At 39.2% G+C, this 11,741-nt stretch carries 10 protein-coding genes; 7 read left to right on the top strand and 3 right to left on the bottom strand.

Annotation, left to right across the window (positions count from 1 at the left end; genetic code table 11):
* Nucleotides 1-39: 39 nt before the first annotated feature.
* From fadI to I6F49_RS02720, 3 genes are all read left to right on the top strand, one after another.
* The gene (fadI, locus tag I6F49_RS02730) at nt 40-1,350 is read left to right on the top strand and encodes an acetyl-CoA C-acyltransferase FadI (RefSeq protein ID WP_004335629.1); all 1,311 of its coding nucleotides are present in this window, start codon (nt 40-42) and stop codon (nt 1,348-1,350) included.
* The gene (fadJ, locus tag I6F49_RS02725; protein WP_197178222.1) at nt 1,350-3,557 is read left to right on the top strand and encodes a fatty acid oxidation complex subunit alpha FadJ; all 2,208 of its coding nucleotides are present in this window, start codon (nt 1,350-1,352) and stop codon (nt 3,555-3,557) included. Before fadI ends, fadJ begins: the two co-directional genes overlap by 1 nt.
* 73 nt (nt 3,558-3,630) lie before the next feature.
* Nucleotides 3,631-4,140 (top strand): GNAT family N-acetyltransferase, encoded by a 510-nt coding sequence (locus I6F49_RS02720; protein WP_007580595.1) that lies wholly within the window; start codon nt 3,631-3,633, stop codon nt 4,138-4,140.
* Nucleotides 4,141-4,176: 36 nt separating this feature from the next.
* Here I6F49_RS02720 and I6F49_RS02715 read toward each other — a convergent pair whose 3' ends face one another.
* Nucleotides 4,177-4,563 carry an MmcQ/YjbR family DNA-binding protein gene (locus tag I6F49_RS02715; RefSeq protein ID WP_007580596.1) on the bottom strand — a complete coding sequence of 129 codons (387 nt, stop codon included), beginning with the start codon at nt 4,561-4,563 and terminating at the stop codon, nt 4,177-4,179.
* Between the two features lie 194 nt (nt 4,564-4,757).
* On the opposite strand from I6F49_RS02715, the gene efpL reads away from it, so the two are divergent.
* Both efpL and I6F49_RS02705 read left to right on the top strand, forming a co-directional pair.
* Nucleotides 4,758-5,330 carry an elongation factor P-like protein EfpL gene (gene efpL / locus I6F49_RS02710; protein ID WP_007580599.1) on the top strand — a complete coding sequence of 191 codons (573 nt, stop codon included), beginning with the start codon at nt 4,758-4,760 and terminating at the stop codon, nt 5,328-5,330.
* Between the two features lie 142 nt (nt 5,331-5,472).
* Complete coding sequence (locus I6F49_RS02705; RefSeq protein ID WP_007580601.1) at nt 5,473-5,667, top strand: hypothetical protein; 195 nt, start codon at nt 5,473-5,475, stop codon at nt 5,665-5,667.
* Here I6F49_RS02705 and I6F49_RS02700 read toward each other — a convergent pair.
* Both I6F49_RS02700 and I6F49_RS02695 read right to left on the bottom strand, forming a co-directional pair.
* A complete protein-coding gene (locus I6F49_RS02700) occupies nt 5,664-7,916 on the bottom strand; it encodes a sensor domain-containing protein (RefSeq protein ID WP_007580604.1) in 2,253 nt (750 codons plus the stop codon). The genes I6F49_RS02705 and I6F49_RS02700 overlap by 4 nt on opposite strands.
* Before the next feature lie 54 nt (nt 7,917-7,970).
* The gene (locus tag I6F49_RS02695) at nt 7,971-10,694 is read right to left on the bottom strand and encodes an insulinase family protein (protein ID WP_197176717.1); all 2,724 of its coding nucleotides are present in this window, start codon (nt 10,692-10,694) and stop codon (nt 7,971-7,973) included.
* Between the two features lie 192 nt (nt 10,695-10,886).
* Here I6F49_RS02695 and sixA point away from each other — a divergent pair, with 192 nt between their 5' ends.
* Together sixA and I6F49_RS02685 are read left to right on the top strand one after the other, a co-directional pair.
* On the top strand, nt 10,887-11,357 hold the full coding sequence (gene sixA, locus I6F49_RS02690) for a phosphohistidine phosphatase SixA (protein WP_197176715.1): 471 nt from the start codon (nt 10,887-10,889) through the stop codon (nt 11,355-11,357).
* Nucleotides 11,358-11,381: 24 nt separating this feature from the next.
* The gene (locus I6F49_RS02685) at nt 11,382-11,735 is read left to right on the top strand and encodes a RidA family protein (protein WP_024591642.1); all 354 of its coding nucleotides are present in this window, start codon (nt 11,382-11,384) and stop codon (nt 11,733-11,735) included.
* The last annotated feature ends 6 nt before the right edge of the window (nt 11,736-11,741 follow it).

Here is an 11,741-nt window from a genome sequence, read left to right as displayed (position 1 = left end):
GAAAACAAACAGGTCAGACCTGTCAGCGGGAGAGCATAAATGTCTGAGCAAAACATACTAAAAACACCAAAGGGCGACCGTATTGCCATAGTTAGCGGCTTACGTACACCTTTTGCAAAGCAAGCAACAGCGTTTCACCATGTACCTGCACTTGATATGGGTAAGTTGGTGGTTAACGAAATGCTTGAACGATTAAATTTCAATAAGTCAGAAATTGATCAACTTGTATTTGGTCAAGTAGTACAAATGCCAGAAGCGCCAAATATTGCACGTGAAATTGTATTGGGCACAGGTATGCCAGTATCGGTTGATGCATATTCTGTATCGCGCGCATGTGCTACCAGCTTTCAGGCAATTGCCAATGTAGCTGAGTCTATTATGGCAGGCTCTGTAAGTGTAGGTATTGCGGGCGGCGCAGATTCGTCATCAGTATTGCCAATTGGTGTAAGTAAAAAGCTAGCAGGCAGCTTAGTTGATTTAAATAAAGCGCGTACGCTTGGTCAACGCTTAAAAATATTTTCAAAACTGCGTTTAAAAGATTTATTACCAGTGCCACCTGCAGTTGCAGAGTACTCAACAGGCCTTTCAATGGGGCAAACTGCTGAGCAAATGGCTAAAACACATAACATTAGCCGTGAAGATCAAGATGCATTAGCACATCGTTCTCACTCACTTGCAACGCAAGCATGGGCTGATGGAAAGTTAAAAGATGAAGTAATGACGGCGCATTTACCGCCATATAAAAGCTTTATTTCAGAAGATAACAACATTCGTAAAAACTCAACGGTTGAAGGCTACGCTAAGCTTAAACCGGTGTTTGACCGCCAGCACGGTACAGTTACCGCAGCAAATGCAACACCGTTAACAGATGGTGCAGCGGCCGTACTTATGATGAGCGAAAGCAAAGCAAAAGCACTTGGCTACGAAATACTAGGTTACGTACGTAGCTTTGCATTTTCGGCAATTGGCGTAGAAAAAGACATGTTAATGGGCCCAGCTCATTCAACGCCTATTGCACTAGATAGAGCGGGTATTACCCTTGCTGATTTAGATTTAATTGAAATGCACGAAGCGTTTGCATCGCAAACACTTGCCAATATGAAAATGTTTGCCTCAGACAAATTTGCACAAGAGCATTTAGGTCGCAGCAAAGCAATTGGCGAAATTAACATGGATAAGTTTAACGTTAACGGCGGCTCTTTAGCATATGGTCACCCATTTGCAGCGACAGGTGCACGCTTAATTACGCAAAGCTTACACGAGCTTAAACGTCGTGGTGGCGGTTTAGCATTAACAACAGCGTGTGCTGCTGGTGGTTTAGGTGCAGCCTTTGTATTGGAGAGCGCGTAATGACTGATTCAGTATTTAATTTAGCGGTAGATGAAAATAAAATCGCCGTGGTAATGATTGATGTGCCGGGTGAGAAAATGAATACCCTGCGCAGCAGTTTTGCCGATGATTTAAAAGCATTACTAGAAGACGCTAAGTCGCAAAATGTAAAAGGCATGGTATTTATAAGCGGAAAAAGCGATAACTTTATTGCTGGCGCCGATGTGAAAATGCTCGATAGCGTTCAAAAGCGTGAAGATGCTTTAGCTATTAGCGAGCTATGTCATCAAGCGTTTTTTGATATGACAAAACTGCCATACACAACAGTAAGTGCGATTCATGGCGCTGCATTAGGTGGTGGTTTAGAGTTTGCTTTAGCATGTGATTACCGTGTTGGTACCGACAGTGATTTAACAAAAATTGGCTTACCAGAAGTACAACTTGGTTTACTTCCAGGTGGCGGCGGCACCCAGCGCTTAACCAAAATTGTTGGTATTCAAAAAGCACTTGAGTGGATGCTAACAGGTAAACAAATTCGCCCTACGCAAGCTAAAAAAGCAGGCGTGCTTGATGATTGTGTACCGCACAGTGTGCTGCTAAAAGTTGCAAAAGAATTTGCCGCGAAGAAAAAGCCACAAGCAAAAGAGCCAAAGCTCGACAATATTAGTAAATTACTAGAGTCAAACCCGTTTGGTCGTAACTTTATCTTTAAAAAAGCAAAAGAAAACGTACTTAAAAAAACGGGCGGGCACTACCCAGCACCACTAGCTATTATTAAAGCAGTGCGAGCTAGTGTAGAGCTTGATGAGCTAAAAGCGTATAAAACAGAAGCTGAAAGCTTTGCAACACTTGTAATGAGTGACGAATCGAAAGCGCTTCGCGGTATTTTCTTTGCAACGACTGAAATGAAAAAAGAGTGGCGCAATGATGACGCACCCGCAATAAGCAAAACTGCTGTTTTAGGTGGTGGACTAATGGGCGCAGGCATTGCGCACGTAAGTGCTGTTAAAGCTAAAGTACCGGTACGTATTAAAGATGTAGCAGAGCAGGGCATTAGTAATGCAATGAGCTACACCTATAAAATTTTAGATAAGCGTCTTAAGCGTCGTATTATGTCTAAAGCTGATGTGCAGTTAACGATGAACCGTATTACAGGTACAACTGACTACAGTGGCTTTAAACACATTGATTTAGTAATAGAAGCGGTGTTTGAAGACCTTGCACTTAAGCAAGGTATGGTTGCAGACGTAGAGCAGCAATGCCAAGCAAATACAATTTTTGCAAGTAACACGTCATCATTACCAATATCGCAAATTGCAGCGCAGGCAGCACGTCCTGAAAATGTAATTGGCTTGCATTACTTTTCACCAGTGGAAAAAATGCCATTAGTGGAAATTATTCCACACGAAGGTACGTCTCAAGAGACCATTGCCCGCGTTGTTAACTTTGCACGTAAGCAAGGTAAAACGCCAATTGTTGTAAAAGACATGGCCGGTTTTTACGTCAACCGTATTTTAGCGCCTTACTTAAACGAAGCTGCTAACTTAATGTTAGCAGGCGAGCCAATTGAAAAGATTGATGCAGCGCTTGTTGAGTTCGGTTTTCCGGTAGGCCCGCTGGCTCTACTTGATGAAGTAGGTATTGATATTGGCTCTAAAATTGCCCCAATTCTTGAAAAAGAATTAGGCGAGCGTTTTAAAGGCCCTGATGCATTTATGCGTATGATTGATTCAAAACGCCTTGGCCGTAAGTCTGGTCGTGGTTTTTATGAATACGATAAAAAAGGCAAAAAGGTTGATGAGTCAGTTTACGAACTATTGGGTGTTACCCCGGCTCCACGTTTAAACAAGAGCGAAATTGCTAAGCGTTGTGTATCGCAAATGCTTAACGAAGCAGTACGCTGTTTAGATGATGGCATTATTGCCAGCCCACGTGATGGCGATATCGGTGCAATATTTGGTATTGGTTTTCCACCATTTTTAGGTGGCCCGTTTAGCTATATGGATAAATTAGGCGCAAGTAAAATAAGCTCTGATATGTCTACATTAGCTAACAGCGATGCTAACTTTGCACCATGTGAATCACTGGTAACAATGGCAAGCTCTGGTGCTACTTTTTATAACGCAACACATGTTGAGGTTGTAGCTCCTGAAGTACAAAGCACTGAGTCACAAGAGCAAAGTGTAACTGAGCCTGAAGTTACCAAAGAGATTGAAACGAAAGAATAAAGTTTCTGCTATCTAAAAAAACCGCATTTAAATGCGGTTTTTTTATAGTTTTTATAAATAAATGAGGAGCTTAATGACATTATTTACACAAAGATTGAGCATATACCAAATGGAAGAATCTGATTGGCCTCTTTTTCTTGCGCTTCATCGCGATCCTCAAGTCCTCAAGTATTGTTTTGATATGCCAATGGAGTCACTGGTAAGAAACCGCTTTGAGATACGCTTGCCTAAGTGGAATGCTAAATCACGTCATCCCCTGTGTTTACTCATTATTAATAATCAAACAAAACAACCTGTGGGTGTTACAGGTTTTGCCTATGACGGAGAAACCGCAGAGCTTGGTTATTTATTATTGCCAGAGTATTTTAATAAAGGCTACGCGACAGAATCCCTAAGAGCTGTGATTGACTGGGCTTGGAAAGAATGTGGTATTAGGCAGTTTAAAGCAGTCGTAACGCGTGGCAATATTGGTTCTGAAAAGGTGCTTGGTAAGTGCGGTTTAACCCATACCGATACACTTTTTAAAGTGCATACAATAGGCGAAAAGTTATATGACGATTTAATTTATACGCTTAAGGTGTAGGGTTTTAATGGGCTAGTAGCCTAGCCCAAAAAGTGTTTACAAGTGAAGTGAAATAGCTTTTCGGTCTTTTTCTGGCATGTTTTCTACGACTAAATTAAATGAGTTATCAATCATTCTCTCAATTTCACCTTGTGGAATTGTGCCGTCTAAAATTACTGTGTTCCATAAGCGTTTATTCATATGGTAACCAGGGATCACTGCCGGGAAAATATCACGCAATGATATTGCTTCATCAGGATCGCACTTTAAGTTAAGCCACCAAATAACCTCACCATCATCATTAGTTTGACCGTCATTGCCAATAGCAAGAGTCGCAAACATTTTATGATTCACTTTATATACATCAACCTCTTGCGCAAATGGTTTTGTAACCTGAACAAGTGGTTTTTTAACTAAATACTCATGTACTTTTTTCTGGTCCATGATCCATTCCTTGAAGTCATACTCGGTAAAGCTACCATAGCAGTTTTTTTCACATTTGATTATATGTATTTTAGTATAAATTAAAATTTTACAAGCTAATACAACATGTAGCGTAAAACCAACGTAATTTTAGTTGAACAAAATCCAGTTCGTGGTATGTTTCTGGCAATCAAAAAAATAATAGGAATTCACACATGCCAAAGGCGAGTGATGTTAAAAAAGGTACTGCTATTGACTTCAATGGCCGCGTTTTAGTTGTAAAAGATATTGTGCGCTCTGTGCCGCAAGGTCGTGCTGGTGGTAGTTTATACCGTATGCGTTTATACGATGTGGTAACCGGTGGTAAAGTTGACGAAACATTCAAAGACAGTGACATGCTAACGCTGGCTGATTTAACACGCCGTGAAGTAATGCTATCGTACATTGATGGTGACGAGTATGTGTTCATGGATAATGAAGATTACACGCCTTATAACTTAAGCAAAGATGCTATTAGCGAAGAAATTTTATTTGTTAATGAAGAAACACAAGGCGTACACGTAATTGTTATTGATGGCGCGCCAGTAGGGCTTGATTTACCGTCAAGTGTTGAACTTGTTGTTGAAGAAACAGACCCATCTATCAAAGGTGCATCTGCGAGTGCTCGTTCAAAACCTGCACGTATGTCTACTGGCTTAAATATTTCTGTGCCAGAGCATATTTCAACAGGTGACCGTATCCGTATTAATACTGTTGAACACAAATTTATGGGTCGTGCTGAAAAGTAACGCGTAAATTATAATTTTAAAAGCCGAATCTGTGTTTAACAGCTTCGGCTTTTTTGTGCGCGCGGGGGATTTGTTGCTTTAAATTTAATCACGTTAGCGTTAGAATAAGTGCCGTATTTTTGAGCAACTTTAAAGGGTAATTTTGTTTATAGTTTTACTAAGCAGTGCATTTATAGCTTTAATGTATTTAGAAGCCATTAAAAAAGGTATGCCAATTAAGCGATGGCTTATTTTAGGCGGTTTACTTGGGCCTGTGGCCTGGTGCTTATTTAATCTACATTATCGCCGTGCTTTAGTAAGAAATGTAGGTATAAATGCGTGTATATGGCGCCCTTAATTTATCGACGCCACATTTTTATTTTTTCTAATTAAGCTTGGGGCTGCTTTAGTTTGTTGCTGCTTTAAAAATTCAGTAAATTCACTTTTTGATAGTGGCTTAGAATAGTAATAACCTTGTACTGTTTCGCAATTAAGCTTTTTAAGTATATCAATTTGATGAGCTTGTTCTACACCTTCAGCAACTACATGCAAATCAAGGTTATGCGCAATAGTGACTATTGAGTCGACCATATTACGCCCACGTTCGTTGGTCATGTCATCTATAAATGCTTTATCTACTTTAAGTGTATTAAGCGGAAATTGCTTTAAATACGCTAATGATGAATAACCAGTACCAAAATCATCCATTGCTAAATGAATACCTCGGGCACTTAACGAACGCATAATTGCAATGGCTTCTTTAGGGTCGTCCATTACAGTACCTTCTGTTATTTCAAGCTCTAAAAAGTAAGAAGGTAATTCGTTTTTTTGCAAAATAACGTCAATACGAGAAGTTAAATCGGGGAGGCTAAATTGCTTTGCTGATAAGTTGACAGCTACTCGGCCGCTAAATAAACCGCTATCTAGCCATTCTTTTACGTCTCTGCAGGCTTTGTTTAATACCACTTCACCAATTTCAATTATTTGGCCAGTTTCCTCGGCTATAGGTATAAAAACTCCCGGACTAATAATGCCTTTTTTGGGTGTAATAAAGCGCACTAATGCTTCCATTCCGGTTAGCTTGCCTGTGCGAATATTCATTTTTGGTTGGTAGTACACTTCAAAATGGTCTTCTTTTAAACCAAAGCGCATGAGGTTTTCAATTTGCAGTCGTTTAACGGCTTGACGGTTCATCGTGTCGTTAAAAAATAAGTAGCTGTTACCTTTCTTTTTAGCATGATACATCGCGGTATCTGCATTTTTTAAAAGCAGTTCAGGCGTATTACCGTCTTCTGGAAATAATACAATGCCTACACTTGAGGTGATTGCCAGTTCGTGGCCAGCCATTTTAAATGGTGTAGCAATGGCTGCTAAAAACTGTTTTGCCATACGTGTAATTACATGTATGTCGTTAGTGTCAGACATTACAAGAGCAAACTCATCGCCGCCTAAACGATAAAATACATCATTTTCGCGGGTTAGTTTATTTAAGCGCATTGCTAGTTTAGCTAATAAGCTGTCACCTAGTTGATGCCCTAACGAGTCATTTATTTTTTTAAAGTTATCTAAATCGAATACAAGCAAGGCGTGATGCGAGTTGAGCTTTACTAGCTTTTGCAAATCAGTAAAAAATAAATTTCGGTTAGGCAGACTAGTTGTGCGATCTCGATTCGATAAGTTATGTAACTGCGATTCGGCTTTTTTACGCTCTGTTAAATCTGAATAAACAACGACATAATTAGTTATTTGATTTTGATCGTTTTTAATTTCATCTATCGATATTTCTATAGGCAATAAAACACGCTCACTATTACGAAGCTTCACTTCTTGTTGGATATGTTCGCGCTCTTTTACTATTTCAATAATTCTGTTTGTGTAGCTTGGCTCATACCCAGATAGGTTGAAATCTTTTCCTAAGTATTGCTCGCGTACGCCACCAAACAAGGTTAAAAAACTCGGGTTTATATCAACCAGTTTAAAGTTTTTATCGTAAATTGCTAAGGCGTCAGTGAGTGATTCAACACATTTAGCAAAAAGGTTTAAGCGCTCTTCCGTTGATTTTAACTGTGATATATCGCGAACGGTACCTGTCATTCTAAGGGGTGATAAGTTGGCGTCTTTTTCAATTATTTTTCCGCGATCGAGTACCCAATGCCAACGACCAAATGTATCTTTGATTCGGTAGGTGGCTTCAAAAAAAGCAGACTGCTCTGCAAAGTGTACTTTTAACAAGTGCTCAACGTTATTAATATCGTGAGGGTGAATAAGGCCTTTGTTTGGCGGAAACCCCATTAAGGTAGTCGAATCCATTAAGTACTTATCGTTAATACGAATAACTTCGCCTGTTTTTATGTTCCAGTCCCAAAGTGTATCGCCGCTACCTTCTACAGTACTTTTAAGGCGTTTTTCCGAAAGACGGAGTTGACGGCGTGAGCGTCTAAGTTTGTGGATTACAAATAACAGGTAGGGCAAAGCAAGCGCTATAATGGCGCTTGCTAGTATAAGTATATTGTCGGAGTTGTAATTAAATGATGACTCAAAGGCAAAAAGCTCAAATGAGTAAGCAAGTACTACAAGCATGCTTAGTTTTATTATTATTTTTATCATTTTTTTATTACTTCTAATTTACAAATGATAATTTAAAACAAGCTAAACCTAGTGTCAAAGAGATTGAGAGTAAACGGGCATATTTTGAGATTTATTGACTTTTGCCGAGCTTAAAAGCTCATATCTTGGTCTATTATCATCAAATAGGCTTAGTGCATAAACTTTTAGTTCTTTTAGGGTTAGCGCATTTAAGGCATCTAAAAGTCGTTGTTGCATATAAAATTCATGATCTCTGTTACCAATAGCAAGCCATAACCGTTGTGAGCGCAGGCGCAGGTTTTTATCTTTTTCTGCAATATGAGTACTAAGGCCGTGTTTTTGCTGTTGCCAATCGTTTTCATCAAGTGCATCAATATTATCAAGGTAGTTTTTAATAAAACGGTTATGTCGATGCAATAATGTTTTTGCATCAAACTTAGGTGACTGCACATAAAATGCTATACCAGCACGCGTGTTAAATGGTGCATAACCAGCGCCTACTAAATAACCAAGTTGCTGTGTAGTTCGTAATTCATTAAAGTAATCTTGATTAATTAAATGATTTAACGCCATCATTTTTACTTTTTCGGCCACGCAATCCGTTTGCGCTTGATAGTAAATAACCATTGCATGGTCGTTACAAGGAAGCTCTAACTCGTAGCGAGTTACTTTTTTAATTTCAAAAAGAGGGCGTCTTAAATCTTCAATTATGGTTGCGTTTTTTAAGTGATTTGCGACCTTTTTTTGAAAGGCTATTGCATCACTTTGCTGCCAGTTACCATGTAAAAATGATTCAACATGTAGTGCTTTAAAAAAGTCTGTTCTGAACTCATTAAATTGCTGAAAACAGGTGTTTTTTAATGCCGATGCAAGCTCCCCAGGTTGTGGGTTCCAAGGCATTATTTTTGCGCCTAAAATGCTAAATAACTCACTGACTGGTTTGTTTTGGTTGCTATTGCGCCAATGCCTTACAAGCTGTTTTTTATATTCAGCAAAGCGTTTTGCACAGATCTCTACATTAAATAAAGCATCTATTAATTGATCAACAAGCTCTAACTGGCTAGATGAAAGCCCCGCGGTATGTAGAGTTAATCCACCTTGATGCGAGGTTAAGTGGTAGCTAAGTCCCGCAAGTTCTGCTGGATAAAATTGCTCGCCCACACTATCCATAAATAAATCTGTAAATAAGCGGGTGAGTGCCATATGTTTTACATCTTTTACGGCAAAATCAGAATCCATGGCCAAATAAAAATGGCCTTTAGCAACACGAAATGTGTTGTCTTGTTTAAACCAAAAGTCAAAACCGGGTTCTTTTACTAATAACTCGGGTTTTGTTTGTGGTTTTACGACATCAAATAACACCACTTCTTTTGTTAAATAAGGATTAGCTGTAGGTAGCAGCATTTCGCTCAACGGCTTATTTATCTCGCTAAGGGCATCAAGCCAACTAGGTGAAATATGTTCTACTTTATATGGTGTGTTGTACCATGCCGTTTTATGTTCAGGCTCTACATCTGGATGTATAAGTACGATGCGCATATTATGTGGCGTTAACCACTGCATGGCCATTTCGTGGGTCGCTTTTTTAAAGCCTTCCATTAAATAGTCGCCTTGCACGTAATTTGCTTCATCGTAATGCTGCATATTAATGCTTAAGTTACTAACCCAATCAATTAAACGTGACTTTTCTTGGTTATCGAATGCTATTTGTAATAGATTTTTTTTATCTTGATATAGGCGCGGTAATTTTTCGGTGTTATGGTTAATTAAGCAAATGTATTCAAACACCATTTCAATAATATCTTCAAAGTATTCAATGCCTTCATCACTAAGCGCTAAACTAATATTAAAATCTTTGAAGTTGCTACCATTAATACCACCGCCAGCAGAAAGTGCATTGATCCAGCCTTGCTCCTTTAAAATAGAATAAAGAGAACCGGCGCCTTCATAGCCAAGTAAATGAGCTATAAAACTTACTGTTTTGTGACGATAAAAGTCATCAATATTAGGCATAGCAAAGCTAATAATAAGTTTTTGCATATGCTTATGCGGCTCAATATGGAGTATTTTCCCTATGTCTTGCTTGCGATAAAGTGGCTCACTGATCTCTGGCTTTTTAAAGTTTTTGTTGCCGTTAATTGCGCTAAAGTAAGTTTGCGTCCAACTTTGCAGAGTATCTAGCTCTTCATTAGCGCATATAACCAACGTCATCCACTGAGCTTGGTAGTAGTTATTAAAAAAATCACGTAGCTCGTCGCTAATACAGCGCTCTCTGTCAGCTAGAGTTTGTAGGTTACCCACAGAAAATTTAGCAAATGGATGAGCAGGATTTACTGTTTCTTTGTGGGCCTGATAAATACGGCGACCATCATCTTTTATTTTTAGCTTAAACTCGGCTTCAATTGCATTTCGTTCTTTTTCTGTTTCGGCTGAATTTAAAAGAGGAGCAATAAAAAAACGACTAAATTGGGTTAGCGCTTGTTCAAATTCTTGATTGTTAATATCAAAAAAGTAACAGGTATGCTCAGTGCCAGTCCATGCATTGGTGTTGCCGCCAGCTTGGGAAACAAAATTATTAAAACTGCCTGAATCTGGATATTGGTCTGTGCCTAAAAAAAGCATGTGCTCTAAAAAGTGTGCGAGGCCTTGCCTGTCAAGAGGGTCGTCAAAATGTCCGGCGTTAACTGCCATTGATGCTGCCGCTTTTGTAGAATCTTTATCTTGCACTAATAGTACTTTTAGACCATTGTCCAGTGTAAAGGCGCGGTATGCTCTGTTATCATTGCGGCTGATATTCAAATGATGCTCCTGAAACTAAACGTTTACTTGTTAACAACAGATGATGGCTTCAGGAAAGCGAAATATAGCTTGAAAATTTACCTGAGTCTCATGAAAGAACTATTTTAGAAATAAATAGGTTTATGTTGTCAATATAGCTGACAAACGGGCAAACTGGCTACTGTTTTATATTCTTTAATTGGTTGATTTTTTATGAAAACAATCCTAATAATGCGCCACGGCGAAGCAACACCCATGCAGGCTGATGATGCAGGTAGAAATTTAACCCAAGCAGGGCATGATGAAGCTGAAAAAATGGGTCTTTGGCTCAATAAAACACATCACCCTGATGCACTGTTAGTTAGTCCTTACATTCGAGCGCAGCAAACGGCTGCAGGTGTTGCTAAAAATAACGAATTTAAATTTAGCGAAACCACGTCCGATATAATCCCTGAGGGCAAACCTCAAATTGCCGCTGACTACATCGAAACACTTATAGCTACTCACCCCCAATGTAATACGTGGCTCATTGTAGCCCATATGCCTATTGTCAGTTATTTAGTGGATCAATTAAGCCCTGGCAATATGCCCATTTTTAATACGGGTGCTGTAGCTGTTATTAGTTACGATGAGCAAACCCAGCGTAGTAGTTATTTAAGTATAAATGCCCCAGAAAATGTTTAAATATAAATAATTGAGTAAATTAAAATGACGATAGAACGCTTACAAACAGGTGCGCGCATGAGCCGCATAGTAAAACACAACGGTACTGTGTATTTATGTGGGCAAGTATGCGCCGACGCACAAAAAGATATTAAAGAACAAACTCAAACTATGCTCGATAAAGTAGAGGCGTTACTTGATGAAGCAGGAAGCTCAAAAGAGCATATGCTTAGTGCGACTATTTACGTAAAAAGCATGGAATATTTTGCTGATATGAACGCAGTATGGGATGCGTGGGTAACCGAAGGTTATGCACCAGCACGTGCTTGCGTGGAAGCAAAAATGGCGCGCGATGCACTGCTTGTTGAAATTTCAGTAGTCGCAGCTTTAAAAGAATAATAGCGT

It is taken from the genome of Pseudoalteromonas sp. SWN166 (assembly GCF_015864485.1).
Classification (GTDB): Bacteria; Pseudomonadota; Gammaproteobacteria; order Enterobacterales; family Alteromonadaceae; genus Pseudoalteromonas.
The sequence above is the reverse complement of the archived record's forward strand: the minus strand, read 5'-3'. Positions and strand labels throughout refer to the sequence as shown.

Bases quoted from the DNA above. Each gene is read 5' to 3' on its own strand.
- I6F49_RS02685 (WP_024591642.1), top strand. From the start codon at position 11,382: ATGACGATAGAACGCTTACAAACAGGTGCGCGCATGAGCCGCATAGTA.
- fadJ (WP_197178222.1), top strand. From the start codon at position 1,350: ATGACTGATTCAGTATTTAATTTAGCGGTAGATGAAAATAAAATCGCC.
- I6F49_RS02700 (WP_007580604.1), bottom strand. From the start codon at position 7,916: ATGATAAAAATAATAATAAAACTAAGCATGCTTGTAGTACTTGCTTAC.
- I6F49_RS02715 (WP_007580596.1), bottom strand. From the start codon at position 4,563: ATGGACCAGAAAAAAGTACATGAGTATTTAGTTAAAAAACCACTTGTT.
- efpL (WP_007580599.1), top strand. From the start codon at position 4,758: ATGCCAAAGGCGAGTGATGTTAAAAAAGGTACTGCTATTGACTTCAAT.
- sixA (WP_197176715.1), top strand. From the start codon at position 10,887: ATGAAAACAATCCTAATAATGCGCCACGGCGAAGCAACACCCATGCAG.
- I6F49_RS02720 (WP_007580595.1), top strand. From the start codon at position 3,631: ATGACATTATTTACACAAAGATTGAGCATATACCAAATGGAAGAATCT.
- fadI (WP_004335629.1), top strand. From the start codon at position 40: ATGTCTGAGCAAAACATACTAAAAACACCAAAGGGCGACCGTATTGCC.